The following is a 26,962-nucleotide window of genomic DNA, read 5'->3' on the forward strand; positions in this document are numbered from 1 at the left end:
TCGCGTACTCAACCGGCTCGTCCGTGCGGCTGGTCCCAGACCAGCGCCAGATACATCCGGGCCCGCTCGCGCGGCGAATCCAGGCGCTCTCCGAGCAGGTCGTGCAGCCGGTCCATGCGATAACGCACGGTCTGCGGGTGGATGTGCAGATCGTCGGCGACCGCATGCCGGTCGCCCATGTTCCAGAGCCAGCTGCGCAGCGTTTCGACCAGCCGGTCGCGTTTACCGTCGGGCAGTTCCCGAAGTGGTCGCAGCACTTGGGCGCGCAGCGTTTCCAGCAGCCATTCGTCGCGATTGGCGATGATGGTGTCGAGTTCGTCCGCGACCACCACCGGCGACCCGGACAGCACGCCGGCCTTGCGCAACCGCAGCGCGGTGCGGGCGATCCGCATACCGGTCGGCAGCAGATCCAACGTGAGCGGATGACCGATCACGGCGTCACAACCCCGCAGCGCGGCGATCAACCGGGTGATCCGCCCGCCCAGCATCGGACTGGGCACGATCGCCCCGACCGCGTCGTCGCGGCGGATCGGCAGGCAGTGACCGCCGAGATGTTCCACCACGCCGCGGGAGCGCGCATCGGCCGGATCGGCGAGCACCACCGCGACCTCGGGAGGCAGTTGCCAGCCCGCGCGTTCGGCGGCCAGCCGGATTCCGATGGTGTCGGAACGTCCGGAAAGCAACATTTCGGCCAATTCCTCGCGGTGCCGTTCCCGGGCCGCACTGGATGCGGACTGTTCGAGCACATAACCGTGCGCGGAGGCCGCGGAGAATTCGTCGACGAAGGCGAAAACGGCCTCCGCCAGCACCGCGAGCACCTCCGGTCCGAGGTCGAGTTTCAGCGCTGTTTCCGCGACGTGATGCCAGGCCGCGCGGGCGCCGACCTGGTAGGCGCCGAGCAGATCGGACAGGTCCGCGCCGTCCTGCAATTGCTGGCGGCCCACCTGCTCGAAGACCAGCTGAGTCGGCGGCGGAACGCCCTCACCGGCGGAATCGCCTGTGCGCGGGCCGTGTTCGGCCAGGTCCAGGAGCCGATGGACGAACAACACCCCGACCTCGGCGACCTCGGGGCGGTGTTCGTCGAGATAGCGCGCGTAGTCGGGCCACTCGGCAGCGAGCAGATCACGGACCTCGTCCAGGAGATCGGGCATCCTAGCGTCGAGCTCGCCCGAAAGCTGCTCCAATGCCTCCGGTGTTATCGGAATTTCATTATGGGAATCGCTCATTCGAGTCCTTTCCGACTCGATTATCTTCCGGATACAAAAAACGCCAACCGGAATCACCTCGGCGGTTGAAGATTTGCGCCCTGTGTTGCGTTCACCATCGAATCATGGACGCGGCGACAGCTCCGGCCCGCTGGCTGCGGGCCCGTGAAAAGGACGAGAACTTTCCCGTGGCGCTGCGGTGGTTGCCGCGCGAACCACGCCGACACCTGCACGCGGTCTACGCAGCCACCAGGTTAATCGACCAGGTCGGCGACGAAGCCCCCGGCGATCGTGTGTCGCAACTGCTGACGCTGCGTGCCGACCTCGCCGGTCTCTACCAGGGTCGCACGCCCGACGATCCGGTGCTCCAGATGCTCGCCCCCACCGTGGCGGCGTGCGATCTGCCACAGGAGGCGTTCCAGGAACTGATCGAGGCGAATCTGCTCGATCAACGCGTCGGCCGCTACGCCACCTTCGAGGATCTGCTCGGCTACTGCCGGCTGTCGGCGAATCCGGTGGGCCGCCTGGTCCTGGCGGTCTTCGATCAGGCGACTCCGGACAGGCTGGCACTGTCGGATCGGGTGTGTTCGGCACTGCAGGTGCTCGAGCACTGCCAGGACGTGGCCGAGGACCACGCGGCCGGACGCATCTACCTGCCGCAGGACGATCTGGCCGCGGCCGGGGTGGCGGAAGCGGCGCTGGCCACCGGCGGACCGGGCGATCCGGCGTGCCGGGCGGTGGTGCTGACCCAGGTCGAACGCTGCGAAGCGATGCTCGGCGAAGGAGCCCCGCTGGTCGCCCGGCTCACCGGATGGGCCCGGCTCGCGGTCGCGGGATATCTCGCGGGCGGATGCGCGACCGCGCGGGCGCTGCGCGTGGCCGAGGGCGACGTGTGGACCCAGCCGGTGCGGCCCCGCCACGTCGACACCGTGGCCTCGATGGTCACGCTACTCGGCAAGGCCACGGTGGTGCCGCAGTGAGCATCATCGCGACCGGGCCGACCACCGCGGCGGCCTACGACACCTGTGAACGGATCACCCGCACCGAGGCCAAGAATTTCTACTACGGCATCCGGCTGCTGCCCCCGGAGAAGCGCTCGGCGCTGTGCGCGCTCTACGCGCTGGCCCGCCGCATCGACGATATCGGCGACGAGCGGGGCGAACCGGCCGCCAAAACCGAGGCTCTGACGCTGTTGCGCAAGGAACTGGACAAGGTCACCGGCGGCGCCGGCACCGATGATCCGGTGCTGTTCGCCGTCGCCGACACCGCGCGGCGCTATCCGGTGCCGCTCGGCGCGTTCGGCGAACTGATCGACGGGGTGCAGGCCGATGTCGACGGCGTCACCTACGCCGACTTCGACGAGCTGACCCACTACTGCCGCTGCGTGGCCGGGGCGGTGGGCCGCTTGTGCCTGTCGATCTTCGGCTCCGGCGGCGATCCGTGCGCGCCGCTGTATGCCGATCAGCTCGGGATCGCGTTGCAGCAGACCAATATTCTGCGCGATATCCGCGAGGACCTCGGCAACGGCCGGGTCTATCTGCCCCGGGACGAGCTGCGGCGCTTCGGCGTCCGGCTGGAACTCGACGCCGGTGGAGCGCTCGACGATCCCAACGGCGGACTGGCCGCCCTGATCCGCACCGGCGCCGAGCGAGCCGAGAACTGGTATTGCCTGGGACTGCGGCTGATTCCGCATTTGGACGGCCGCAGCGCCGCCTGCTGCGCGGCGATGGCGGGCATCTACCGGCGGCTCAACGAGCGCATCCGCGCCAATCCGGTGGCCGTCTACGACCGGCGGCTGTCGTTGAGCGCCCGGGAGAAGACCCGCGTCGCCTCCGGCGCCCTGCTGCAGTACTCGATGACGGCATTCGGGTGGGGCCAGCGATGACGGGGCGGGTGGCCGTGGTGGGCGGCGGGCTCGCGGGGATCACCGCGGCCCTGCGTTGCGCGGACGCCGGATATGCGGTGCGGCTGTCCGAATCCCGGCCCTGGCTGGGCGGTTTGACACATTCGTTTCCTCGTGGCGATCTGTGGATCGACAACGGACAGCACGTATTCCTGCGGTGTTGCGACCGCTATCTCGCACTGCTGGATCGGCTCGGCATGCGGGATGCGGTCCGGCTGCAACCGCGCTTGGACATCCCCGTCTCCGGTGGTGGCCGTGCGGGCAGGTTGCGGCGGCTGCCGTTGCCGGCACCCTTACATCTGAGCTGGGCGCTGCTGCGCTATCCGTGGTTGTCGCAGGGCGCGCGGTTGCGGTTCGTCCGGGCCGCACTGGCCCTGCGGGCGGTCGATCCCGCCGATCCACGGACGGACGCGACCAGTTTCGGGGACTGGTTGCGGGCGCACGGCCAGGATCGCGACGCCGTGGACAGTCTGTGGGATCTGGTCGGCATCGCCACCCTCAACGCGCGCGCGGACGACGTATCGCTGGCGCTGGCCGCGACCGTCTTCCAGATCGGCCTGCTCACCGATGCCGATGCCGCCGATATCGGGTGGTCGCGGATCCCATTGCGGCAGTTGCACGGTGAGGCCGGGCTGACCGCCCTCACCGCGGCCGGGGTCACGGTCGTCCACGAGCGGGTCACGGCCGTCCGGCGGGAAGCGAACGGATGGGCGGTGTGTACTCGGGACGGCGAGTGCGCCGCCGACGCCGTCGTCTCGGCTGTGCCCCCTGCCGCGGCACAGGCGCTGTTGCCCGCCGGCGCAGTGGATCTGCCCGCGAATTGGGCTGTGGCCCTCGGTAGTTCGCCGATCGTCAACATCCATGTGATCTACGACCGGCCGGTGATGGACGAACCGCTGCGCGCGGGCGTCGGCTCGGTCGTGCAGTGGGTCTTCGACCGCACCGACGCCGCGGGACTGCGCGCGGCGTCGGGTCGCGGCAGCGCGGACGTCGCCGGCGGGCCGGAAAACAGTCCGGTGCTGGTCGAGACTGCGGCGGCCGCACCGGGCACATCGGTAGCACCTGCCCAGTTCCCTGCCGGCGCGCAGTATCTGGCTGTCTCCGTCTCCGCCGCCGACGCGTTCGTCGATCGCCCCGTCGCCGAGCTGCGCCGGGAATTCCTGCCCGCCCTCGAACAGCTGCTGCCCGCCGCCCGCACGGCACACGTGGTCGACTTCTTCGTCACTCGCGAACGCCATGCGACGTTCCGGCCCGCACCGGGCAGCGCGCGGCTGCGCCCGCCCGCGGCCACCGCGTTGCCCGGCCTGGCGCTGGCCGGGGCGTGGACCGACACCGGCTGGCCCGCGACCATGGAGGGCGCCGTCCGCAGTGGGGAATCCGCTGCGGCCGAGATCATTTCGCATCTGGCGGGGATTCGCCCCCGCGCCGGTGCCGCCGAGCGCACCGGTATGCCCGAACCCCGCACGCGGATATCGGAGGTGATCAGATGACGGTAACCATCCTGTCCACGGTCGACGCCGACGGCCAGGCCGTCCGGTCGGCGCTGTCCGACGCCGTCGGACGGCTCGACGATGCGATCCGGCCGGTGGTCGCCTATCACCTCGGCTTCTGCGACGAACACGGCCGCCCGGCCGTCGCCGACAGCGGCAAATCGGTGCGGTCGCGGCTGACCATGCTCGCCGCTCACGCCGCGGGCGGTGACGGACTCTGCGGGATTCCGGGCGCGGTGGCGGTCGAACTCGTGCACAACTTCTCGCTCGTGCACGACGACCTGATGGATCGCGACGCCACCCGCCGCCATCGGCCCACGGTCTGGGCGGTGTGGGGCGATCCGGTCGCCGTGCTGGCCGGCGACGCCATGCTCTCGCTGTCCCACGAGGTGCTGCTCGATTCCGGCTCACCGCACGCGGTGGCGGCGGCCCGGCTGCTCGGGAAGGCGACCCAGGACCTGATCATCGGCCAGGCCGCCGACGTCGACTTCGAACACCGCAACGACGTGACCCTCGCCGAATGTATCCGCATGGCCATGGGCAAGACCGCGGCGCTGCTCTCGGCGAGTGCCGCGGTCGGCGGTGTACTGGCCGGGGCGCCGCCGGCGACAGTCGCGGCGCTGCACACCTACGGCGACAACATCGGTCTGGCCTTCCAGCTCGTCGACGATCTGCTCGGCATCTGGGGCGATCCGGCGGTGACCGGCAAGCCGGTGTTCTCGGATCTGCGTTCGCGCAAGAAGTCGCTGCCGGTCACCTGGAGCGTGGAATCCGGCCGCCCGGCCGGCCAGGCGCTGGCGCAGTGGCTCGCCCAATCGGGCGAGCCGAGCGAGAACGATCTACGGGCCGCCGCCGACATGGTCGAGACCGCGGGTGGCCGGCGCTGGGCCCGCGCCGAGGCCCGGCGGCGGGTGCGCACCGCGCAGCAGGCCCTCGCCGCGGTAACCATCACCCCCGAATACCGCCGGGAGCTCTGTGACCTGGCGGATTTCATCGTGGAACGGAGTGCATAGGAATGACAGTCACCCAAACCGGCAATGCGGCAGCGCACCGCCGAGCAGCGGTCGATCCGGCGCGCGGCGCCGACGAACTGAGCGCGGTCCGCGCGGCCACCGACGCGGCGGTGCGGCTGTTGCGCTCGTCCCAGCACGAACAGGGCTGGTGGAAGGGCGAATTGACGACCAACGTCACGATGGACGCCGAAGATCTGCTGCTGCGGGAGTTCCTCGGCATCTCCACCCCGGACGTGACAGAGCCGGCGGCGCGCTGGATCCGATCACAGCAGCGCCCCGACGGAACCTGGGCGACCTTCCACGGTGGCCCCGGCGATCTGTCGACCACCGCCGAGGCGTGGGTGGCTCTGCGACTCGCCGGTGACGACCCGGCCGCGCCGCATATGCGCGCCGCGGCCGAGTTCGTGCGCGCCGAGGGCGGGATCGAGGCGTCGCGGGTCTTCACCCGAATCTGGTTGGCGCTGTTCGGCTTGTGGTCCTGGGACGATCTGCCGAATCTGCCCCCCGAGCTCGTGCTGTTCCCGTCCTGGTTCCCGCTCAACATCTACGACTGGGGATGCTGGGCCCGCCAGACCGTGGTGCCGTTGACCGTGGTCGCCACGCTGCGGCCGTGTCGCCCACTGCCGTTCGGCATCGACGAGTTGCGTACGGGCGCGCCCGCGCCCCGCCGCGCGCCGATCACCTCCCTCGCCGGAGTGTTCCAGCGCGTGGACACGGTGCTGCACACCTACGCGCGACTGCCGCTGAATCCGCTGCGCGATCTGGCGATGCGGCACGCCGCGGAGTGGATTCTGGCCCGCCAGGAGGCCGATGGCGGCTGGGGCGGAATTCAGCCGCCGTGGGTGTATTCGCTGCTGGCACTGCACCTGCTGGGCTATTCGCTCGATCATCCGGCAATGCGCGCGGCCATCGCGGGCCTGGACGGATTCGTCGTCCGGGAACACACCCCGGACGGTGAGGTACGGCGGCTCGAGGCCTGTCAGTCACCGGTGTGGGATACCGCGTTGGCGGCGGCCGCGCTGCTGGACGGCGGGGTGGCGCCGGACGATCCGGCGGTGCTGCGGGCCACCGACTGGCTGCTGGGTGAGCAGATCACCGCCGGCGGCGACTGGCAGGTTCGCAGGCCACATCTGGAACCCGGGGGCTGGGCGTTCGAATTCGCCAACGACGTCTACCCCGACACCGACGACACCGCGGAGATCATCATTGCGCTGCACCAGGTTTCGCACCCGGATCGCACGCGGCTGGACGCGGCGATCGAGCGCGCGGTGCGCTGGACGATCGGCATGCAGTCCGCCGACGGCGGGTGGGGCGCCTTCGACGCCGACAACACCTCGATCCTCCCGACGAAACTGCCGTTCTGCGATTTCGGCGCCGTCACCGATCCGCCCTCGGCCGATGTGACCGCGCACGTAGTGGAGATGCTGGCGGTGCTCGGCCGCGGCGGCGATCGCGCATGCCGCCGCGGTGTGCGCTGGCTGCTCGACCATCAGGAATCCGACGGGTCCTGGTTCGGCCGCTGGGGCGCCAACCACATCTACGGCACGGGTGCGGCGGTTCCGGCATTGGTCGCGGCGGGCACGAGTCCGCGGTCCACGGCGATCCGGGCGGCGGTGCGCTGGCTGGAGGCTCATCAGAACGCCGACGGCGGATGGGGTGAGGATCTGCGCTCCTACCGGGAGCCGGAATGGGTCGGCCGCGGCGACTCCACCGCCTCGCAGACCGCGTGGGCACTGCTGGCCCTGCTGGCCGCCGAGGAGCACGACTCCTCTGCCGTGCGCCGCGGCATCGACTGGCTGGTGCGCACGCAGCGACCCGACGGCGGCTGGGACGAGGACCTGTTCACCGGCACCGGTTTCCCCGGCGATTTCTATATCAACTACCACCTGTACCGCTTGGTGTTCCCGATCTGGGCGTTGGGGCGGTACCTGCGGCGTCGAACGGCCACTGCCGATCGAAGCGGGAGCTGACGGCATGCCCCGTCCCGGAACGGTCTGTGCCCCATTGCGTTCGGAGTGGGCCGCGTTGCGCGGTGCCGCCACGGCGCCCATGGTCCACACCGGGCGCGGTCCGCGGCGGCGCTACGACGCCGCCGCGGCCGGTCCGGTCGCGGTCGCGGGAGTCGCGGGTGCGCTGACCACGGAGCTGCGCCCCGGTGATCTCGTGGTGGCCAGCGAGATCCGGCGCGACGGTACCGAATTGCCCAGTCCCGCAGCGGTATTGCTGCACGGTGAACTGCTGCGACTGGGGCTGCCCGCACGGCTCGGGCCGGTGTACTCCGCCGAGCGCGTCGTCACCGGCCGGGCGCGCGCCGAACTGGCGGAGTCCGGTGCGCTCGCGGTCGACACCGAAACGGCGTTCCTCGCCGCCGATGCCCCCGACGGGCAGGCCGTCGCACTCCGGGCGATCGTCGACACCCCCGACGCGCCGCTGCTACGCCCGGGCACGATGTGGCGCGGAATGCGGGCACTGCGGTCGCTGCGGGCGGCGGCGCCGGCGCTGGACCGATGGTCGGCGGCAACCGGCGAGCGCGAGATACTGCTCGCCGGTCCGCGCTCGTTCTGCGCCGGGGTCGAGCGAGCGATCGAGATCGTCGAGCAGGCGCTGCTCCGCTTCGGCGCACCGGTGTACGTGCGGCGTCAGATCGTGCACAACAGCCACGTGGTGGGCGAATTGGCCGGCCGCGGAGCGGTTTTCGTCGAGGAGCTCGATCATGTGCCCGAGGGCGCGGTGGTCGTGCTCGCCGCGCACGGCGTGACCCCGGAGGTCCGCCGCCAGGCCGAACGCCGCCGCCTGCGCGTGGTCGACGGCACCTGTCCGCTGGTGTCGAAGGTGCATGCGGAGGTGCGCACCTTCGCCGCCGCCGACAAGACCGTCTTCCTGATCGGGCACGCCGACCACGAGGAGGTGGTGGGCACCCGCGGCGAGGCGCCCGGCAACGTGATCGTGGTCGCCGATCCGGACGCGGCCGCCCGGGTGTCGCCACCGGATCCCGAGCGGGTCGCCTACGTCACGCAGACCACCCTGGCCGTCGCGGAGGCCGAGGCCACGGCCGCCGTTCTGCGGCAACGGTTTCCGGCGTTGAGCGGGCCGCGCAGGGACGACATCTGTTACGCCACCACCAACCGCCAGCAGGCGGTGCGGGCGGTGGCCCGGGAATCGGACCTGGTGCTCGTGCTGGGTTCGCGCAACTCCTCCAATTCGCTGCGGCTGGCCGAGGTCGCCGCGGCCGAGGGTGTGGCGGCACATCTGGTGGAGGACGCCGGCGAGGTCGAATTGAACTGGCTGGCCGGCACCCGCCGCATCGGCGTCACCGCCGGCGCGTCGGCACCGCCGCATCTGGTGGACGACCTGGTCGAGGCCCTGTCCGGGCTCGGCGCCCTCCGGGTCCGCCACACCACCGTGACCGAAGAGAGTATTCGATTCAACCTGCCTCGGGAGGTGAGCTGAATGGCCATGCCATTCCGTCAATCCGTACGTCTGGGAGCGTATCTCGCAAAACAGAAGCTGCTGCGTCGCGAGAAGTTCCCCATCCTGGTCGAATTGGAGCCGCTGTTCGCCTGCAATCTGAAATGCGCGGGCTGCGGCAAGATTCAGCATCCGCATACGCTGCTCAAACAGCGCATGCCGGTCGAACAGGCCGTCGGCGCGATCGAAGAATGCGGCGCCCCGATGGTCTCGATCGCCGGTGGCGAACCGCTGATGCATCCGCAGATCGACGAGATCGTGCGGCAACTGCTCGACCGTAACAAGATCGTCTTTTTGTGCACGAATGCCGTACTGCTGCCCAAACATCTGCACAAGTTCACCCCGCACCGCAATTTCGCGTGGATGGTGCATCTGGACGGACTGCGCGAACGCCACGACGCCTCGGTCTGCAAGGACGGTGTCTTCGATCAGGCCGTGGCTGCTATCCGCGAGGCCAAGGCCGCCGGATTCCGGGTGATGACGAATACCACCTTCTTCGATCTGGATTCGCCACAGGACGTGATCGACATCCTGGACTATCTCAACGACGAGCTCGAGATCGACCACATGCAGATCGCGCCCGGTTACGCCTACGAGAAGGCCCCCGATCAAGAGCACTGGCTCGGGGTGAAGCAGACCCATCAGCTGTTCGCCAAGGCCTTCGCCGACGGGCGCCGGAAGAAGTGGCGGCTCAACCACTCCCCGCTGTACCTGGACTTCCTCGAGGGCAAGGTCGACTTCGACTGCACCGCCTGGGCGATTCCGTCGTATTCGCTCAAGGGATGGCAACGGCCGTGTTATCTGCTCGACGACGGCTATGTCTCCACCTATCGGGAATTGATCGACGACACCGACTGGAGCGCCTTCGGCCGCGGCAACGATCCGCGCTGCTCGAATTGCATGGCGCACTGCGGATACGAGCCGACCGCGGTGGTCGCGACCCTGGGTTCACTGAAGGAGACGATCCGCGCCGCCGTCAACTGAGTCGAATCAACACCGGGTCGAATCAACACGGGGTCGAATTTTCACACCGGAAGGTGAGTCACGCATGAAACCCTCGCCGCGCGGGCCGGACCCGCTCGCCGCCCTCACCGGACCCGACGCGCTGGCCGCGTTGTCCGACGACGAACTGCCCGCGCTGGCGCAGCGGTTACGCGATCGCCTCGTCGAAACCGTCACCGGAACCGGCGGGCACCTCGGCGCCAGTCTCGGGACGGTGGAACTGACCATCGCGCTGCATCGCGTATTCCGTTCGCCCACCGATGTTCTCGTCTTCGACACCGGACATCAGAGTTATGCGCACAAGTTGCTCACCGGGCGATCGCACACCTTCGACACGCTGCGGAAGGCCGGTGGGATCGCGGGGTATCCGAATCGCACCGAATCCGCGCACGACTGGGTGGAGAACTCCCACGCCTCGGTCAGCCTGGCGTGGGCCGACGGCATCGCCAAGGCCTTTCAGCTGCGCGGCGAACACGACCGGCGGGTGGTGGCGGTGATCGGCGACGGCGCGCTGACCGGCGGTGTGGCCTGGGAAGGCCTGAACAATCTGGGCGCGGGCGGGCGGCCGGTCGTGGTGGTGCTCAACGACAACGGGCGCTCCTACGATCCGACCGTCGGTGCCCTGGCCGGCCACCTCACCGGACTGCGCGACGGCGACACCGTCTCCGGAAATCTGTTCGACGCCTTGGGTTTCACCTATCTGGGCCCCGTGGACGGCCACGATATCGTCGCCTTGTGCACGGCCCTGCACAAGGCGGCCGAACTCGCCAAACCGGTTGTCGTGCACGCGGTGACGGTGAAAGGCCGCGGCTTCGGCCCGGCCGAGGCGGACGAGGCCGACCGCATGCACGCGTGCGGGGTGATCGATCCGGTCACCGGTGTGCCGCGGAAACAGCCCGTCCCCACCTGGACCGATATCGTCGAATCGGAACTGGCCGCTATCGCCCGCGACCATCCGGGTGTGGTCGCCATGACCGCGGCGATGCGGCTGCCCACCGGACTCGGCGAATTCTCCCGGAGCGCCCCGGAGCGGGTGTTCGATTCCGGGATAGCCGAACAGCACCTGCTGGCCTCCGCCGCGGGATTGGCGTCGGCCGGTATGCATCCCGTGGTGGCGGTGTACTCGACCTTCCTCAACCGCGCGATCGACCAGGTACTGCTCGATATCGCGCTGCACGAACTGCCCGTCACACTGGCCGTGGACCGCGCCGGCGTCACCGGTCCGGACGGGCCCAGCCATCACGGGATGTGGGATCTGGCGCTGCTCACCTGCGTGCCGGGGATGCGGATCGCCTGCCCGCGCGATCCCGGCCGGGTCCGCGAACTCCTGCGCGAAGCCGTCGCCACGGCCGGGCCCACCACTGTGCGTTATCCGAAAGCCACTGCCGGAGAGAATATTTCGCCGCTGGCACGGATGGACGGGATGGATATTCTGCACCGCGGGCCACGCAGTCCGCTCGATATTCTGCTGGTGGCGATCGGGCCGATGGCCGGGCCGTGCCTGCGCGCCGCGGAACTGCTGACCGACAGCGGTTTCGGCGCCACCGTGGTCGACCCGCGCTGGGTGTGGCCGATCAACCCGGGGCTGCCGGCGATCGCGGCCCGGCATCGGCTCACCGTCTGTGTGGAAGACGGCATCGCCGCCGGCGGGATCGGCTCCCACCTCGTCCACGCGATCGCCCGCGACCCCGACGCCACCCCCGTCCACGCGCTCGGCCTGCCCACCGCCTTCATCGCCCACGCCTCCCGCGACAGCATCCTGGCCGAGTACGGCCTCACCGGCGAGGGCATCGCCGCCGCCTGCGCGGAGTGGTTACCCGCGACCGAGAGGATCTCATGACCGCCGTATTCCTGTCCGAGCCCGCGACTCCGACGCTGCGACCGCGCCGGGAGAGCCGGCGCATCCAGGTCGGCTCGGTGCCGGTGGGCGGCGGCGCACCCATTTCGGTGCAGTCGATGACCACCACCGTCACCGCTGATGTCGAGGCGACGCTGCGCCAGATCGCCGAATTGACCGCTGCCGGTTGCGATATCGTCCGCGTGGCGGTGCCCACCCAGGACGACTGCGCGGCACTGCCGACGATCGCCCGCCGCTCGGCCATCCCGGTGATCGCCGATATTCACTTCAATCCGCGGTACGTCTTCGCCGCCATCGACGCCGGCTGCGCCGGAGTGCGGGTGAATCCGGGCAATATCCGCACCTTCGACGACAAGGTCCGCGAGATCGCCGCCGCGGCCGGTGCTGCGGGGGTGCCGATCCGCATCGGCGTGAACGCCGGTTCCCTGGATCGGCGCATCCTGGATCGGCACGGCGGTCGCGCGACGGCCTCCGCACTGATCGAATCGGCGCTGTGGGAGGCCCGGCTGTTCGAGGAGCACGGTTTCACCGATCTGAAGATCTCGGTGAAACACAACGATCCGCTGACGATGATCCAGGCCTACCGGCTGCTCGCCCAGCGCTGTGACTATCCGCTGCATCTCGGGGTCACCGAGGCCGGTCCCCCGCTGCAAGGGACCGCGAAATCGGCCACCGCGTTCGGAATCCTGCTGTCCGAGGGGATCGGCGACACGATCCGGGTCTCGCTGTCCGCGCCGCCGGTCGAGGAGATCAAGGTCGGTCACCACATCCTGGCCGGGCTCGGGCTGCGGCCCCGCACCCTCGACATCGTGTCGTGCCCGACCTGCGGCCGCTGCCAGGTCGACGTCTTCGAGTTGACGAAGAAGGTCGAGGCGGCTTTCCGGGACTTCCCCGCCCCGCTACGCGTCGCGGTGATGGGCTGCGTCGTCAACGGTCCCGGCGAGTCGCGGGAAGCCGACATCGGGGTCTCGGCGGGCAATCACAAGGGTCAGATCTTCGTCCGCGGCGAAGTGGTGCGGACCGTGTCGGAATCGATGATCGTGGAGGCGTTGCTCGAGGAGGCGCTGACTCTGATCGAGGATGCGCCGGAGAGTTAGTTCAGCCCGGCAAATCCGTACATTATTCGCATATCGCCCCACCTGCGGTAACGGCTACTCGCTACAGGCATGCAGGATTGGACCTGGGGTATAGGTATGCCTTACCTTTGGACGGTGAGCTGGGCCGAGGCTGTACCGAATCTACTGATCTGCCTGCGGGAGGGCCTCGAGGCGGGACTCGTGGTGACGATCCTGCTGGCTGCCGTGCGCAAGACGTCGACCCCGCAGCGTCCGGTCTCCTCGACCCCGGTCTGGCTCGGCCTGCTCGGGGCGGTATCGGTGGCGGCCAGCTTCGCGGCGGTGCTCACCTATTCGACGAGCGTGCTCTCCAACTCCGGCCAGGAAATCGTCGGCGGCACCCTGAGTGTGATCGCGGTCGGTCTGGTGACGGCGATGGTCTTCTGGATGCGGCGCACCGCCGCGTCACTGTCGGGCCAGCTTCGCGGTGAGGTCGCCCGTGCCACCGCGATCGGGGCGGGAGCGCTGGCCATCACGGCCTTCATGGCCGTCGGGCGCGAAGGCCTGGAATCGACGCTGTTCGTGTGGACCGCGGTGAAAGCCTCGGGCACCACCGTTGCCCCGCTGGTCGGCGCCACGCTCGGTTTCGCGGCCGCGGTGGTGCTGTGCTGGCTGCTCTACCGGCAATCGGTGAAACTCAACCTCGGCGTGTTCTTCAACCGCACCGCGCTCGCGCTGATCGTGATCGCCGCCGGCGTGCTGTCCTACGGCCTCGGCGATCTGCAGGACGCCGGAATTCTGCCCGGCCGCCACTGGGTCGCCTTCGACCTGTCCGCGCATATCGACCCGAACTCCTGGTGGGTCTCGATCATCACCGGCATCACCGAATTGACCCCGCGGATGACCGTGCTGCAGGTCGTGGCGTGGGTGGTTTACCTGGCCGTGGTGATCCCGCTGTTCATCCGTGCGGGACGCCAGGCGCCCGCGAAGCGTCCAGAGCAGGCCGCGCCCGCCACGGCGGATGCGAGCGCCGGGGCCGCCACGGCGAGCGGCTCCGGCGCCACCGGCTCCGGCGCGAGCGCGGACGATTCCGGTTCGACTCCGTCACCGGCAGCCGCGCCGGCCGAGGCGGCAGCCGCCGTCGCTTCGACCCCCGTGGCGACGTCGAATGCGGCGCACGCCGTCCCCGAGCACACGCCCGACTGGTGGGAGCGGGTCGCCGGGCCGCGACCGTTGCTGGTGGGTGCGGTGCTGGTGCTGGTGCCCGCGGTGGCCGCCGGGGTGGCGATCGCGCTGCTGCCGTCGAGCGGTTCCGGTCAGGCGCAGGCGGTGTCGGTCACCGACAGTTCGTGCGCCTCGGAATGGAAGTCCGGGCGGGCCGGCACGCAGACGTTCGAGGTGCAGAACAAGACGTCCAAGGCCGGGGAGATCAACCTGGTCGATTCCGGTGGCGCGGTCGTCGGCGAGATCGAGACGATCGGCCCGGCGACCACCGCCACCCTGACCGCCACCTTGAGCAACGGCAGCTACACCGTGCAATGCCTGATGTCCGGAAAACCGGTGACCTCGTCGGCGGCAGTGCAGGTCAGCGGCGAGGCGGGCGACACCCCGCCGGCCGTCAAACGCGTCACCGAGGACGATCTGCGCGGACCCAACGACGCCTATCAGGCCTACGCCGGCGGCGTGCTGACCCGGCTCTCCGACGCCGTCACCGCGATCGGCAACGATCTGCGCGGCGGCAATATCGCTGCCGCACAGGCGGATTGGCTCAACGCCCAGTTGGAATGGGAACGGGTCGGCGCCTCGTACAACAGCTTCGGCGACGCCGGCACCGCGGTCTCGGGTCTGCCCGACGGCCTGCCGGGTGGGGTGAACGATCCCGGATTCACCGGTCTGCACCGGCTGGAATACGGCCTGTGGCACGGACAGCGGCCGGATCAGCTGCTGCCGGTGGTCGATCGGCTCGGTGGCGATATCGCGAACATCCGCAAGAACCTCGGCAGCGACGACCTCGCCGGCGATCCGAAGAAGCTCCCGCTGCGGGCGCACGAAATCCTGGAAGACGCCCTGCGCGATCATCTTTCGGGCATCGACGACCAGGGCGCGGGGGCCGCGTATCCGATGACACTCGCCGACATCGACGTGACTCGCGCGGTCCTCGATCAGCTCGGCCCACTGATCGACGCGCGGGCGCCACAACTGCGCGCCACCCTGCGCACCCGCCTCGACGAGTTGCAGGCCACCCTGCTCGCCACCCAGGACCACGGACACTGGCAGTCGCCGGACCGGACCCCGCCGGCCGCCCGGCAAGCTGTCAACGCACGCCTCGGCGCCGCCCTCGAGGATCTCGCCAAAGTGCCGCGATTGCTCGAAGTGCCGATCTCCCACTGACATGCCGAACCACCGACCGACCAGTAAGGCTTCACGATGAACGTCAGCCGCCGCCGCTTCCTCTCCGGCGCCGCCGCCGGTGCCGCCGGAACCGCGCTGACCGCGGGCATCCTCGCCGAGGGCGCCCGCCAGGACGCCGACGCCGCCACCGTGGGGACGCCGAAGGCCGAGCCGACCTACCCCTTCCACGGCAAGCACCAGTCCGGCATCCTCACGCCCGGCCCGTCCGCCAAACAGAACGCCGCCTGCTTCGCCGCCTTCGACGTCACCACCGCGAACCGCGCGGAACTGGTCGAGGCCATGAAAACTCTCACCGCGCGTGCCCGCTTCCTCACCGCCGGTGGAACGCCGACGGACCTCGGCCTCGGTCAGCCCCCGTCCGACAGTGCGGTTCTCGGCCCCGAGGTGATCGCCGACGGGCTCACCGTCACCACCGGTGTGGGCGCGAGCCTGTTCGACGGCCGATTCGGTCTGGCCGCGGCCAAGCCCGCCCGGCTCACGCCCATGCGGACCTTCCCCAATGACACCCCAGACCCGGCCTGGATGCACGGCGACCTGCTGATCCAGCTGTGTGCCCACCATCCCGACACGGTCCACCACGCACTGCGCGACATCACCCGCCAGACCCGCGGTGCATTGCAACTGCGCTGGAAGATCGACGGCTACAACTCCCCGCCGCGCCCCTCCGGCACCGGCCGGAACCTGTTGGGCTTCAAGGACGGAACGGCCAACCCGACCGGCGCCGATGCCGAATCGCTCATCTGGACCGACGGCGGCGGCGAACCGGAATGGACCCGCGGCGGCACCTACCAGGTGGTCCGGCTGATCCGCATGCTGGTCGAGTTCTGGGACCGCGTCTCGATCAACGAGCAGGAGAACATGTTCGGGCGCCGTCGCGACTCCGGCGCACCGCTCGACGGCAATCAGGAATTCGACACCCCCGACTACGCCGCCGACCCCGAGGGTTCGGTCATCCCCCTGGATTCTCATATCCGGCTGGCCAATCCGCGGACTCCGGAAACCGCCCGCGAGCAGCTGGTCCGCCGCTCCTACAACTACGACCTCGGCGTGGAGCGCAACGGCAACATGGCCTCGGGCCACATCTTCACCTGCTTCCAGCAGGACGTCGCCCGCCAGTTCGAGGCCATCCAGACCCGGCTGATCAACGAACCCCTCACCGACTACGTGCAGCCCTTCGGCGGCGGATACTTCTTCGCCCTGCCGGGGGTCCGGGACGAGAAGGACTGGTACGCACGGGCTTTGCTGAGCTGAGCGGCGAGCGCGCCCGCCCCCCGCGACCCGAATCGACTGGCCGTCCGCGAATGCGCGGAGTACGGATGACGATCGACCCTGCCGATGGGTGAACATGGGGTTCGCCGGGCCCAGCGGGATGAAGACCGACCTCGGCATGTCGGAGACCGCGTTCGGATTCGCCTCGGGCATCTTCTTTCACCGCTGTCCCCTATGTGATCGGCGCGGCCGCGATGGTGTGCTGGGGCCGCCACGGCGATCGCACCGGCGAACGCCGCCGGCACGTCGCCCTGCCCGCGATCATCGGCGGCCTCGCCATTCCGGTCGCGTTGTCCCTGGACAATCCCCTGCCGAGCGCATTCCTGTCCGAAGCCGCGGCGGCAGGCGGTGTCGCCCTGGTCAATTCGCTCGGTAATGTCAGTGGGTTCGCGGCACCGTATCTCACCGGCCGGCTTGCCGACCTGACCGGGACTCAGCGCGCGGGCCTGTGGGTCGTGGGGGCGTCGATGGTGCTCGCGGGTCTCGGCGTGTTCGCCCTGCGAGCCGGAAGCGACGGCCGCGACCCTACCGGCTCGACCGACAGCGCACCGAGCTACCCCTCGGCCGCCAACTGCCCGCAGGCCGCGGCGATCTCCTGACCCCGCGTATCGCGCACCGTGCACGGCACGCCCTGGGCCTCCACACGCCGGACGAATTCGCGCTCCACAGGTTTCGGCGAAGCGTCCCACTTGGAGCCCGGCGTCGGGTTGAGCGGGATCAGGTTCACGTGCACGCGAGAACCCAGTGCCTTGTGCAGTTTCGAGCCCAGCATGTCGGCGCGCCACGGCTGATCGTTGATATCGCGGATCAGGGCGTATTCCACCGAGACCCGGCGGCCGGTCTTGTCGGCGTAATACCGTGCGGCGTCGAGAACTTCGGCGACCGGCCAGCGATTGTTGACCGGCACCAACGTATCTCGCAATTCGTCGTCCGGCGTGTGCAGGGAGACGGCCAGCGTCACCGACAGGCCCTCGTCGGCCAGTTTGCGGATCGCGGGCGCCAGGCCGACGGTCGACACGACCACGTTGCGCTGCGAGATACCCAGGCCGTCCGGGGCGGGCGAGGTGATCCGCCGGACCGCCGCCACCACCCGCTTGTAGTTGGCGAGCGGCTCACCCATCCCCATGAACACGATGTTCGACAGGCGGCCGACCCCTCCGGCCACCTCGCCGTCGCGCAGTGCCGCGGCGGCCGCGCGCACCTGGTCGACGATTTCGGCGGTCGAGAGGTTGCGGTTCAGACCGCCCTGCCCGGTCGCGCAGAACGGACAGGCCATACCGCAGCCGGCCTGGCTGGAGATGCACAGCGTGTTGCGGTCGGGATAGCGCATCAGCACGCTCTCGAGCAGGGTGCCGTCACCGGCGCGCCACAGGGTCTTGCGGGTAGTGCCCTCGTCACAGACCACCTGCCGCACCTCGCTGAGCAGCGGCGGAAACAGCGCCTCCGCGATCTTCTCCCGCATCGGCTCGGGCAGATCGGTCATCTGCCGCGGATCGGCCTGCAACCGCGCGTAGTACTGCCGGGCGATCTGGTCTGCCCGGAACTTCGGCAGTCCGAGTTCCTCCACCGCCTGCCGCCGCTGGGCCGAATCGAGGTCGGCGAGATGCCGCGGCGGCATTCCACGGCGCGGAGCATCGAAAACGAGCGGCAGGGAGGTAGTCATAACCTTTCCAGTGTCGCATTGCCGCTGCGGGTCCGCCGCGACCGGGCAGGGATAACCCGATCACAGTTACGACGCGGGCGAACGGGTATTCCGGAGATGCACCTATCCGCGATAGCGATCGGGAATGATCGACATATGACCAGCGACGCAGTACCGAGCCACGGACCGGATCCGGTCCCGCACACCGATCCCCCGCGCGTCGACACTCCGCCTTCGACCGCACCCGCCCGCCGCAACCGAGCTCTGAAGACCCGCGCGGGCTACACCTGGGTGGCGCTGGTGGCGGCGGCGGTCATCGGGATTCTGCTGTTGATCTTCATCCTGCAGAATCTCGATCAGGTGCGGATCCACCTGTTCTTCTGGCAGTTCAACCTGCCGCTCGGCGTCACGCTGCTGCTGTCGGTGATCGCCGGAGCGCTGGTGATGGCGCTGGCCGGCGGCTGGCGGATCATGCAGTTGCGGCGGGCGGCGAAGCGGCGCTAATTCAGAGCAGAGCGGTCAGCACCAGCCAGGAGACGAACGCCGAGGGCAGCATCGAGTCGAGGCGATCCATGATGCCGCCGTGTCCGGGCAGCAGCGTGCCCATATCCTTGATGCCCAGCTCGCGCTTGATCTGCGATTCGATCAGATCACCGCAGGTCGCCACGAGCACGACCGCGATGCCCAGCAGCACGCCGATCATCGAATTGGCCTGCAGCAGCAGCGTCACCGTGAGCAGGCCGCCGATGATGCAGAACACCAGCGATCCGGCGAAACCCTCCCACGACTTCTTCGGGCTGATGGCGGGCACCATCGGATGGCGGCCGAACAGCACCCCCGCCACGTAACCGCCGACATCGGAGCAGACCACCAGGATCATGAAGGTCAGCACCCGAAGATTGCCGTCGTCCTGTTGCAGCATCAACACCGCGAACGAGGCCAGCAGCGGGATCCAGGACACCACGAACACCGTGATCGCGGTGTCGCGCAGGAAGTTTCGCGGCGTGGCTGCCAGGCCGTGGTCGAACAGCCGCCAGACCATGCACACCAACGCGGTCGCCGCGAACCCACCCGCCACGCCCTCGGTGCCGTAGGGCCAGGCCAGCCAGATCATCGCCTGCCCGCCGACGATCAGTGGCACCCTCGGCACCAGGACATCGGCCTCACGCAGCCGCTTGGCGACCTCCCAGGTGGCGATCGCCATCGCGACCGCGATGACTCCGATCAGAACCTTCGGAACGAACAGCAGGATCACGATCAGCGATGCGCCGAGGCCGACACCGACCGCCAGCGCGGCCGGTAAATTGCGACCGGCGCGTGAGGGCTTACCACTCGGCTGCACCGAGGGCGTGTCGGGAGCCGGTGTTGCACCGGCCGGGTCGCTCACCGGCATCGTCTCGCCGGCTGCGGCGTCTTCGGCCACGATTGTCCCGTCGCTCACTTATTCGTCCACTCCATCCCCGGGCCCGTGCCGCATCGTCGCGCCGGGCCGAGTCTCACACCTCGAGCAGTTCCGATTCCTTGTGCTTGACCAGCTCGTCGATCTGGGCAACGTACTTCTGGGTGGTCTTGTCCAGTTCCTTCTCGGCGCGGCCGACCTCGTCCTCACCGGCCTCGCCGTCCTTCTGGATGCGATTCAGCTCGTCCATCGACTTGCGCCGCACATTGCGGATGGCGATCTTGGCGTCCTCACCCTTGGATTTCGCCTGCTTCACCAGTTCCCGCCGACGCTCCTCGGTCAGCTGCGGAATCACCACGCGAATGATCGTGCCGTCGTTGGTCGGATTCACGCCCAGATCCGAATTGCGGATCGCGGTCTCGATCGTCTGCAACTGCCCCTGCTCATAGGGCTTGATGACGACCATGCGCGGTTCGGGCACGGTGATGCTGGCCATCTGGGTGATCGGCGTCGGCGAGCCGTAATACTCGACCACGACCCGGTTGAACATGCCCGGGTTGGCGCGGCCGGTCCGAATACCTCCGAGGTCGTCCTTCGCCACCGAGACGGCCTTTTCCATTTTCTCCTCGGCATCGAAGAGCGCTTCATCAATCACGACCGTTTCCTCCACAGCATCGTTTCTGGGCTCGGAATTCGCGAGGACCGATCCCCGCAGGGTTCAGGACCGAACCAGTGTGCCGATTTTCTCACCGGCCACCGCGCGGGCGATATTGCCCTTGATCAACAAATTGAACACCAGCATCGGCATCTGGTTGTCCATACACAAACTGAACGCGGTGGCATCGGCCACCTTGAGTCCGCGCTCGAGGACTTCCTTGTGGGTGATCTCGGAGAACATGATCGCCTCCGCCTCGACCTTGGGGTCGGCGGTGAAGACGCCGTCGACGGCCTTGGCCATCAGCACCACCTCGGCCCCGATTTCGAGCGCGCGCTGCGCCGCGGTGGTGTCGGTGGAGAAGTACGGCATGCCCATACCGGCGCCGAAGATCACCACACGCCCCTTCTCGAGATGCCGCTTCGCGCGCAGGGGCAGATATGGCTCCGCGACCTGTCCCATGGTGATAGCCGTCTGCACCCGGGTGTCGACGCCCTGCTTCTGCAGAAAGTCTTGCAGCGCAAGGCTGTTCATCACGGTGCCGAGCATACCCATGTAATCGGAGCGGGCCCGCTCCATGCCGCGCTCCTCGAGTTCGGCGCCGCGAAAGAAGTTGCCGCCACCGATGACCACTGCCACCTGCACGCCGGTCGAGACGACCTCGGCGATCTGCTCGGCTACGGTCTGGACCACATCCGGGTCGAGCCCGACCTCGCCGCCGCCGAACATCTCCCCACCCAATTTGAGGAGTACTCGGCGATAGCCCTTGCGGTCGGGCGCCGTATCCGGGTCCGTCATCGGTCTCCTAGTCCTCGGCAGTCGAGCGAGCGCACGCATGGAAAATCACCCTCCCGGGCGCGATTGTTCGCGCGGGACGGTAACACGCTGCGTCTATCCTGCACCACACGAGGCCGCGCCGGTGAGCCGACCCTCGAATATGACGCAGTTCTCGCTGCCAACTGCAAAACATTGATGTTCCAAATAAGGTGCAGGCGCATGAGCAGAACTCGACAGACGGTCGGATCCTCTGCGCCGCGGCCGTACTCGGTGCGGGCCACCGCGGCACCGGCGGGTGATCGATACCGAAAGGCCCCCGCCGCAACGGAATTCGTCGCACCGGGGGCCTTTGCGATGTATCAGGCCTGACCGACCTCGAAGCGGGCGAACCGGGTAACGGTGACACCGGCCTCGTCCAGCAGCTGCTTGACGGTCTTCTTGCTGTCGGTGACCGACGACTGCTCCAGCAGGACGACGTCCTTGTAGAAGCCGTTCACCCGGCCCTCGACGATCTTCGGCAGCGCGGCCTCCGGCTTGCCCTCTTCCTTGGCGGTCGCCTCGGCGATCTCGCGCTCCTTGGCGACGACCTCGGCCGGGACGTCCTCGCGGGTCAGGTACTTGGCCTTCAGCGCGGCGACCTGCATCGCGGCGGCGCGAGCGACCTCGGCGGCGGCGTCGCCCTCACCCTGGTATTCGACCAGCACGCCGACAGCCGGCGGCAGATCCGAGGACCGCTTGTGCAGGTAGGTCGCGACCGGGCCGTCGAAGGACACGACGCGACGCAGCTCGAGCTTCTCGCCGATCTTGGCGGCCAGCTCCTGCACCACCTGGTCGGCGGTCTTGCCGTTGACGTCGACGGCCTTGAGCGCCTCCAGATCGGCCGGGCGCACCTTGGCGGCGGCGTCGACGATGTCGCCGGCGGTGTTCTGGAACTCGTCGTTCTTGGCGACGAAGTCGGTCTCGGAGTTGAGCTCGATCATCACGCCGTTCTGCGCGGCGACCAGACCCTCGGCCGTGGCGCGTTCGGCGCGCTTGCCGACATCCTTGGCGCCCTTGATCCGCAGGACCTCGACGGCCTTGTCGAAGTCGCCGTCTGTCTCCTCCAGGGCCTTCTTGCAGTCCATCATTCCGGAGCCGGTGAGCTCGCGGAGCCGCTTCACATCCTGGGCGGTGTAGTTCGCCATCGTGGCGAGCCTCCTCGAAGATTTACGAAAGTTGTCAGGTCTCTTAGCACCACCATGCCGACCGCTTCCGAACAGGAAGGGCCGGCAAGGTGAACAGACAATCGCGGTGGGAACCGCGCCGGATCAGAAGTCGGCCGGGGTCTTGGTGGCCGGTTCTTCCTTCAGCTCCGCCTCGGCGGCGGTCTCGACCGGAGCCTCGGCGGCAGCCTCGCCACCCTCGGCGGCCGGGGTCGCCTGCGCCAGCAGTTCCTGCTCCCACTCGGCGAGCGGCTCGCCGGCGCCGGCTTCGGGCTTCACATCGCCCGAGGCGCGGGAGGCACGGGCCTGCACGCCCTCGGCGACCGCGGAAGCGACAACCTTGGTGAGCAGCGCGGCCGAGCGGATCGCGTCGTCGTTACCCGGAATCGGGTAGTCGACCAGGTCGGGGTCGCAGTTGGTGTCCAGGATCGCGATGACCGGGATGTTCAGCTTGCGAGCCTCACCGACGGCGATGTGCTCCTTGTTGGTGTCGACGACCCAGATGGCCGAGGGCACCTTGGCCATATCGCGGATACCGCCGAGGGTGCGCTCCAGCTTGTTCTTCTCGCGGGTCAGCATCAAGATTTCCTTCTTGGTGCGGCCCTCGAAACCACCGGTCTGCTCCATCGCCTCGAGTTCCTTCAGGCGCTGCAGCCGCTTGTGCACGGTGGAGAAGTTGGTGAGCATGCCACCCAGCCAGCGCTGGTTGACGTAGGGCATCCCGACGCGAGTCGCCTCGGCCGCGATCGACTCCTGGGCCTGCTTCTTGGTGCCGACGAAGAGAACGGTGCCACCGTGGGCGACGGTCTCCTTGACGAACTCGTAGGCCTTGTCGATGTAGGTCAGCGTCTGCTGCAGGTCGATGATGTAGATGCCATTGCGGTCGGTGAAGATGAACCGCTTCATCTTCGGGTTCCACCGCCGGGTCTGGTGACCGAAATGTGCGCCGCTGTCGAGCAGCTGCTTCATGGTTACGACAGCCATAGCTGTGTATCCGCCTTTCAATGCCGGTTGACGCAGAAACCGAGGGTCGATCTCTGCCCTGGCGTCCGTGGCCGCCGGACCTTCCGGAAAATTTTCGGGAGGACCAGCCGACGGCACCGTGATCGGACGCGCGAAGTCGATCCGCGTACAGCGAACCGCCTGGCCAGTCTACGACCAGCGCAGGTGAGAACATAAACAGGGTGGTCAGGGCCCGGTTTCGCGGGTCGGCTCAGCGGATGCCGGGCAACCCGCCGATCCGCTGGTCAGCTCACCGATACCAGCCGGGCATCGACTCCAGCAACGCCACGACAAGCGCCGCCAGCGCCACCACGCAGATCGCCGCACTCGTCGTCGACATCGCGATCCGCCCGTCGCTCCATCTCCCCCACGCGTGGGTGTGCAGGGTCCGACTGCGCGCCACGCACACGGTGGCCACCACCCCCAGCGAACCGATCGCCACCAGCGCGAGCGCGAGGGCCGCACGGTCGCCGCTGGTCAAGGCCACGTGCAGGAACAACAGTGCGTTGGCCATGGCCCCCACGGCGGTGCGCCACCACGACAACGCCGTCCGCTCGGCCTGCAAACCGCGGTCGGACGGCACGGCGGGCGGGCGATTCGGCGGGATCGAGGTCATGACAGCAGCAGTCCGATGCCGGCCAGCACGGCGATCACGGCGATGCCGATCGCCAGAATCGGGACCATCACCGTGTGCGGGAGCGGACGGCCCTCCCGCATCGCCGCCCCCACCAGCCGCCAGCGACCGAAGGCCCCCAGCGCGATCACGGCCGCCAGCACGATGCAGCTGATCGCCAGCACCGATCGGATGTCGCGATGCCCGAACGGCTGCACCAACTCGTGCACCGCGACCCCACCGGCGAGCAGGCCGAGGGACGTGCGAATCCAGGCCAGGAAGGTGCGTTCACCGGCGAGGGTGAAGCGATAGTCGAGATCGGGGCCCTCGGTCGCAGCAGATGGTCCGCGGTCACCATCCATACCGTCCCGGGCGGAGCGGGCCCCGTCGGGCGCCGACGACGCGGCATCGGGGCCACCGGACAGGTCCGGGCCCGCGGAGCGCGGGTCCGGCGGGGTGGCGGCCGGGCCGGATTCGGGCGTCTCGGCGCTCATGATCCGGACCACCGGCGAACTCGCTCCACGGCGGGGGCGCCGAGCAGGCAGTCGGTGGCTGCGGACGGGGCCGGTGTGCCGGTGACCACGGTGACCAGTGCGGTCGGGGTTCGGCTGTCGACGTGCGACAACGGAGGCGCCGCCGGCACGCACGACTCGGGAGTCGGTAGGCAGACCGTCGCTGGAGACACCCATCGCCTCGCTCGCACGGACCGGCCGATCACTCGCCCGGTATCGATCGATTCATCGGGCGCTGCAGGGATTTCCGCGACGTCGACGACATAGAACGCATCGGTTTGCGGACTCTGGAAGGCCGCGACCGATTCGGCGGAGTCCCGACACACGACCATCGATCCGCACCTTCCTCGGGCGAGTCCCACACGCCGAAGCGACCACCGCGACGTCCACTGGGAACGCTCCCTGTTCACATGCTTCCGAGTTGTCCACACACGCCGACACCGATCTTTCCATGCCCACCGGTTCGGGCGAGGGTGGGACGCATGCGCTTGATGTCGGCACTTCTCCTGGCGGCGGCGATGGTGGCTGCGAACTGCGGCGCCACCATGGCGAACGCCGCGCCCCCGGCCGGATTCGGCTGGCCGTTGCAGCCGCGTCCGGCCGTCGTGCGCGGTTTCGACAAACCGCCGCACGACTGGCTACCGGGCCACCGCGGAGTGGATCTCGCCGGCGCCGACGGCCAGCCGGTACTCGCCGCCGGTGCCGGAATCGTGGTCTTCGCGGGGGAGGTGGGCGGCAAACCGGTCGTCTCGGTCGACCATGCGGGCGGACTGCGCACGACCTACGAGCCGGTGCGACCGGATGTGCCGGTCGGTCGCCGGGTCGAGCGCGGGGCGGTGCTGGGGACGCTGCAATCCGGACATGCCGGTTGTCCCGGCGTCTGTCTGCATTGGGGTCTGCGGCGAGGCCGTGACTATCTCGACCCGCTCGGCCTGGTGCGCCACGCCCCCGTGCGCCTGAAACCGGTGCGACCGCCGGCACCCTCGGAGACTCGCCCAGGCCCGGCGGAGGCCCGCGCCGACCTAGCGGACGGCCTCGGCGGCAGCGGATTCCTGTTCGGACAGTTCACGTTTCCACTGCCGGAAGCCCTCCTCGGTGCGCCCGCGCCGCCAGTATCCGGAGATCGAGGCCCAATCGGCCGGCACCCCGCGCTCGGTGCGGACGTAGCGTCGCAGATCGTGCATGACCTTGTCGGCCTCACCGTGGATGAAGACGTGCACGCGGCCGTCGCGCCAGGGCTCGGCACGGACCGCGGCGGCCAGTGCTTCGCCGGGGGCGCGATCACCGCGATGCACCCACTCGAGTTCGACCGCCGCAGGTCGCGGAAAATCCAATTCGTCCGCAGGACCGGCGATTTCGACGAACACCCGGCCGACGGCATCGGACGGCAGGACGGCACACGCCGCGGCGATGGCGGGCAGAGCCGCCTCGTCACCGGCCAGCAGATGCCAATCCGCCTCCGGCTTGGGGGAATACGCACCGCCCGGACCGAAGAGTTCGATGCGGTCACCCGGTCGTGCCGCGGCCGCCCACGGCCCGGCCACCCCCTCGTCCCCGTGGTAGACGAAATCGATCGCGATCTCTTCGGCCTCGGGGTCGACGGCGCTCACGGTGTAGGTGCGCATCGTCTCGCCGTCCGGACCGGGGAACAGCAGTTTGACGTAGGCGTCGGTGAATCCGTTGGGCTGAAAACCGGCGAAACCCGGGCCGCCCAGGTATACCCGGATCAAGTGGTCGGTCAGGCGTCGCGTGCGCCTGACCTCGAAGGACAGTTTGGTACGAGTACGAGCCACAGTACGATACCTCCGATATTAGGGTTACCTAAGGTAGCGTAGCACGACTTATCTCCGATAGCTCGAAGTATATCGACGAAAAGCGTCGAGTGGCGGTATCGCCTCGATGCACCTGTCGCGCCACTGCGCTGCGGGTAAGGATGGTGTTATGGCGAACTCCGCGGCCGCCGAGCCGTTCACCTATCCGGAAGTCGGAGCGACCGCCGGAGAATTCCCGCCCGGCTATCACCACTTCCGGCTGCGCCGCCGCATCGGTAGCGGACGGGCGCTGTTCGAATCCGCCGGCGATCAGATCCTGGCCTACCGCATGCAGCGCGGTACCGGCATTTTCGAACACGCCGATACACCGGTCGCCGAACCAGGGACGGCTCTGACAGTGCGACTGGGCATCGCCGGTATCGGCATCTCGGCGCCATGCCGGGTGATCTACGTCGTCGACGAACCGACCCGCCGCGGCTTCGCCTACGGCACCCTGCCGGGCCACCCGGAAATCGGTGAGGAGCTCTTCGCGGTGGAATACGCCCCTGCCGACGAGACGGTCTACGGCGTGGTGGCCGCATTCTCGCGTCCCGCCGTCTGGTACACGAAACTTGGCGGCCCCGTGGTCCGTGCTGTGCAGCACCTCATCGCGGGCCGCTACATCGCCGCCATCCGGCCATAGGCGACTTCCGTGATCGGCTCGCCGGTCTCTG

Annotated in this window: 24 protein-coding genes and 1 pseudogene; 15 read left to right on the top strand and 10 right to left on the bottom strand. The window is 68.8% G+C overall.

Going from position 1 to position 26,962, the window contains the following annotated elements:
- Positions 1–8 precede the first annotated feature (8 nt).
- Positions 9–1,226 (bottom strand): PucR family transcriptional regulator, encoded by a 1,218-nt coding sequence (locus C5E41_RS11025; protein WP_104375718.1) that lies wholly within the window; start codon positions 1,224–1,226, stop codon positions 9–11.
- Positions 1,227–1,330: 104 nt separating this feature from the next.
- Here C5E41_RS11025 and hpnC point away from each other — a divergent pair, with 104 nt between their 5' ends.
- The 12 genes from hpnC (at position 1,331) to C5E41_RS11085 (ending at position 17,274) form a co-directional block, all read left to right on the top strand.
- Complete coding sequence (gene hpnC, locus C5E41_RS34985; RefSeq protein WP_104375719.1) at positions 1,331–2,185, top strand: squalene synthase HpnC; 855 nt, start codon at positions 1,331–1,333, stop codon at positions 2,183–2,185.
- Positions 2,186–2,187: 2 nt separating this feature from the next.
- Entirely contained in the window at positions 2,188–3,090 is a 903-nt protein-coding gene (gene hpnD / locus C5E41_RS11035) for a presqualene diphosphate synthase HpnD (RefSeq protein ID WP_308706049.1), read from the top strand.
- Positions 3,087–4,598, top strand: coding sequence for a hydroxysqualene dehydroxylase HpnE (gene hpnE, locus C5E41_RS11040; RefSeq protein ID WP_104375721.1), 1,512 nt, complete (start codon positions 3,087–3,089; stop codon positions 4,596–4,598). The genes hpnD and hpnE overlap by 4 nt, the downstream gene beginning before the upstream one ends.
- Positions 4,595–5,611, top strand: coding sequence for a polyprenyl synthetase family protein (locus C5E41_RS11045; RefSeq protein ID WP_104375722.1), 1,017 nt, complete (start codon positions 4,595–4,597; stop codon positions 5,609–5,611). Before hpnE ends, C5E41_RS11045 begins: the two co-directional genes overlap by 4 nt.
- A gap of 2 nt (positions 5,612–5,613) precedes the next feature.
- A complete protein-coding gene (gene shc, locus C5E41_RS11050) occupies positions 5,614–7,581 on the top strand; it encodes a squalene--hopene cyclase (RefSeq protein ID WP_104375723.1) in 1,968 nt (655 codons plus the stop codon).
- Between the two features lie 4 nt (positions 7,582–7,585).
- Positions 7,586–9,061, top strand: coding sequence for a 4-hydroxy-3-methylbut-2-enyl diphosphate reductase (ispH, locus tag C5E41_RS11055; protein WP_104375724.1), 1,476 nt, complete (start codon positions 7,586–7,588; stop codon positions 9,059–9,061).
- Positions 9,062–10,063, top strand: coding sequence for an adenosyl-hopene transferase HpnH (gene hpnH, locus C5E41_RS11060; RefSeq protein ID WP_104375725.1), 1,002 nt, complete (start codon positions 9,062–9,064; stop codon positions 10,061–10,063). It abuts the gene before it with no gap.
- Between the two features lie 64 nt (positions 10,064–10,127).
- Positions 10,128–11,921 (top strand): 1-deoxy-D-xylulose-5-phosphate synthase, encoded by a 1,794-nt coding sequence (locus C5E41_RS11065; RefSeq protein WP_104375726.1) that lies wholly within the window; start codon positions 10,128–10,130, stop codon positions 11,919–11,921.
- Positions 11,918–13,036: a flavodoxin-dependent (E)-4-hydroxy-3-methylbut-2-enyl-diphosphate synthase gene (gene ispG, locus C5E41_RS11070; RefSeq protein WP_104375727.1), complete on the top strand. Its 1,119-nt coding sequence runs from the start codon at positions 11,918–11,920 to the stop codon at positions 13,034–13,036. The genes C5E41_RS11065 and ispG overlap by 4 nt, the downstream gene beginning before the upstream one ends.
- Positions 13,037–13,132: 96 nt before the next feature.
- On the top strand, positions 13,133–15,385 hold the full coding sequence (efeU, locus tag C5E41_RS35715) for an iron uptake transporter permease EfeU (RefSeq protein ID WP_104375728.1): 2,253 nt from the start codon (positions 13,133–13,135) through the stop codon (positions 15,383–15,385).
- A gap of 36 nt (positions 15,386–15,421) precedes the next feature.
- Positions 15,422–16,657, top strand: a complete 1,236-nt coding sequence (efeB, locus tag C5E41_RS11080) for an iron uptake transporter deferrochelatase/peroxidase subunit (protein WP_104375729.1) — start codon at positions 15,422–15,424, stop codon at positions 16,655–16,657.
- Positions 16,658–16,851: 194 nt separating this feature from the next.
- Entirely contained in the window at positions 16,852–17,274 is a 423-nt protein-coding gene (locus C5E41_RS11085) for a hypothetical protein (RefSeq protein ID WP_219823137.1), read from the top strand.
- On the opposite strand, the gene rlmN is transcribed toward C5E41_RS11085, so the two are convergent.
- On the bottom strand, positions 17,229–18,338 hold the full coding sequence (gene rlmN, locus C5E41_RS11090) for a 23S rRNA (adenine(2503)-C(2))-methyltransferase RlmN (protein WP_104375730.1): 1,110 nt from the start codon (positions 18,336–18,338) through the stop codon (positions 17,229–17,231). The genes C5E41_RS11085 and rlmN overlap by 46 nt on opposite strands.
- A 135-nt stretch (positions 18,339–18,473) precedes the next feature.
- Here rlmN and C5E41_RS11095 point away from each other — a divergent pair, with 135 nt between their 5' ends.
- The gene (locus C5E41_RS11095) at positions 18,474–18,821 is read left to right on the top strand and encodes a LapA family protein (protein ID WP_258080894.1); all 348 of its coding nucleotides are present in this window, start codon (positions 18,474–18,476) and stop codon (positions 18,819–18,821) included.
- A gap of 1 nt (position 18,822) precedes the next feature.
- On the opposite strand, the gene C5E41_RS11100 is transcribed toward C5E41_RS11095, so the two are convergent.
- From C5E41_RS11100 to C5E41_RS11130, 7 genes are all read right to left on the bottom strand, one after another.
- Entirely contained in the window at positions 18,823–19,743 is a 921-nt protein-coding gene (locus tag C5E41_RS11100) for a phosphatidate cytidylyltransferase (RefSeq protein ID WP_439956397.1), read from the bottom strand.
- Between the two features lie 70 nt (positions 19,744–19,813).
- Positions 19,814–20,371 (bottom strand): ribosome recycling factor, encoded by a 558-nt coding sequence (gene frr, locus C5E41_RS11105; protein WP_062962886.1) that lies wholly within the window; start codon positions 20,369–20,371, stop codon positions 19,814–19,816.
- 63 nt (positions 20,372–20,434) lie between these two features.
- Positions 20,435–21,169, bottom strand: a complete 735-nt coding sequence (gene pyrH, locus C5E41_RS11110) for a UMP kinase (protein WP_030513088.1) — start codon at positions 21,167–21,169, stop codon at positions 20,435–20,437.
- A 338-nt stretch (positions 21,170–21,507) separates the two neighbouring features.
- Complete coding sequence (tsf, locus tag C5E41_RS11115; protein ID WP_104375732.1) at positions 21,508–22,332, bottom strand: translation elongation factor Ts; 825 nt, start codon at positions 22,330–22,332, stop codon at positions 21,508–21,510.
- A 123-nt stretch (positions 22,333–22,455) separates the two neighbouring features.
- The gene (gene rpsB, locus C5E41_RS11120; RefSeq protein WP_030513085.1) at positions 22,456–23,334 is read right to left on the bottom strand and encodes a 30S ribosomal protein S2; all 879 of its coding nucleotides are present in this window, start codon (positions 23,332–23,334) and stop codon (positions 22,456–22,458) included.
- A gap of 268 nt (positions 23,335–23,602) precedes the next feature.
- Positions 23,603–23,968, bottom strand: coding sequence for a DUF202 domain-containing protein (locus tag C5E41_RS11125; protein WP_104375733.1), 366 nt, complete (start codon positions 23,966–23,968; stop codon positions 23,603–23,605).
- A complete protein-coding gene (locus C5E41_RS11130) occupies positions 23,965–24,327 on the bottom strand; it encodes a YidH family protein (RefSeq protein ID WP_104375855.1) in 363 nt (120 codons plus the stop codon). Before C5E41_RS11130 ends, C5E41_RS11125 begins: the two co-directional genes overlap by 4 nt.
- Before the next feature lie 668 nt (positions 24,328–24,995).
- On the opposite strand from C5E41_RS11130, the pseudogene C5E41_RS35000 reads away from it, so the two are divergent.
- A pseudogene (locus C5E41_RS35000) lies at positions 24,996–25,445 on the top strand (M23 family metallopeptidase); the annotation flags it as partial.
- Between the two features lie 54 nt (positions 25,446–25,499).
- On the opposite strand, the gene C5E41_RS35005 reads toward C5E41_RS35000, so the two are convergent.
- Complete coding sequence (locus tag C5E41_RS35005; protein WP_258080895.1) at positions 25,500–26,270, bottom strand: siderophore-interacting protein; 771 nt, start codon at positions 26,268–26,270, stop codon at positions 25,500–25,502.
- A gap of 148 nt (positions 26,271–26,418) precedes the next feature.
- On the opposite strand from C5E41_RS35005, the gene C5E41_RS11145 reads away from it, so the two are divergent.
- Complete coding sequence (locus C5E41_RS11145) at positions 26,419–26,931, top strand: DUF1990 family protein (protein WP_104375736.1); 513 nt, start codon at positions 26,419–26,421, stop codon at positions 26,929–26,931.
- The last annotated feature ends 31 nt before the right edge of the window (positions 26,932–26,962 follow it).

It is taken from the genome of Nocardia nova, from assembly GCF_002933465.1.
GTDB classification, from domain to species: Bacteria; Actinomycetota; Actinomycetes; order Mycobacteriales; family Mycobacteriaceae; genus Nocardia; species Nocardia nova_B.

Coding starts and splice junctions, on each gene's coding strand:
- efeB (WP_104375729.1), top strand. CDS start 15,422: ATGAACGTCAGCCGCCGCCGCTTCCTCTCCGGCGCCGCCGCCGGTGCC.
- efeU (WP_104375728.1), top strand. CDS start 13,133: ATGCCTTACCTTTGGACGGTGAGCTGGGCCGAGGCTGTACCGAATCTA.
- rpsB (WP_030513085.1), bottom strand. CDS start 23,334: ATGGCTGTCGTAACCATGAAGCAGCTGCTCGACAGCGGCGCACATTTC.
- C5E41_RS11130 (WP_104375855.1), bottom strand. CDS start 24,327: ATGGATGGTGACCGCGGACCATCTGCTGCGACCGAGGGCCCCGATCTC.
- hpnH (WP_104375725.1), top strand. CDS start 9,062: ATGGCCATGCCATTCCGTCAATCCGTACGTCTGGGAGCGTATCTCGCA.
- C5E41_RS11125 (WP_104375733.1), bottom strand. CDS start 23,968: ATGACCTCGATCCCGCCGAATCGCCCGCCCGCCGTGCCGTCCGACCGC.
- hpnE (WP_104375721.1), top strand. CDS start 3,087: ATGACGGGGCGGGTGGCCGTGGTGGGCGGCGGGCTCGCGGGGATCACC.
- C5E41_RS11045 (WP_104375722.1), top strand. CDS start 4,595: ATGACGGTAACCATCCTGTCCACGGTCGACGCCGACGGCCAGGCCGTC.
- ispH (WP_104375724.1), top strand. CDS start 7,586: ATGCCCCGTCCCGGAACGGTCTGTGCCCCATTGCGTTCGGAGTGGGCC.
- rlmN (WP_104375730.1), bottom strand. CDS start 18,338: ATGACTACCTCCCTGCCGCTCGTTTTCGATGCTCCGCGCCGTGGAATG.
- pyrH (WP_030513088.1), bottom strand. CDS start 21,169: ATGACGGACCCGGATACGGCGCCCGACCGCAAGGGCTATCGCCGAGTA.
- ispG (WP_104375727.1), top strand. CDS start 11,918: ATGACCGCCGTATTCCTGTCCGAGCCCGCGACTCCGACGCTGCGACCG.
- C5E41_RS11065 (WP_104375726.1), top strand. CDS start 10,128: ATGAAACCCTCGCCGCGCGGGCCGGACCCGCTCGCCGCCCTCACCGGA.
- shc (WP_104375723.1), top strand. CDS start 5,614: ATGACAGTCACCCAAACCGGCAATGCGGCAGCGCACCGCCGAGCAGCG.
- C5E41_RS11095 (WP_258080894.1), top strand. CDS start 18,474: ATGACCAGCGACGCAGTACCGAGCCACGGACCGGATCCGGTCCCGCAC.
- hpnC (WP_104375719.1), top strand. CDS start 1,331: ATGGACGCGGCGACAGCTCCGGCCCGCTGGCTGCGGGCCCGTGAAAAG.
- C5E41_RS11145 (WP_104375736.1), top strand. CDS start 26,419: ATGGCGAACTCCGCGGCCGCCGAGCCGTTCACCTATCCGGAAGTCGGA.
- C5E41_RS11025 (WP_104375718.1), bottom strand. CDS start 1,226: ATGAGCGATTCCCATAATGAAATTCCGATAACACCGGAGGCATTGGAG.
- tsf (WP_104375732.1), bottom strand. CDS start 22,332: ATGGCGAACTACACCGCCCAGGATGTGAAGCGGCTCCGCGAGCTCACC.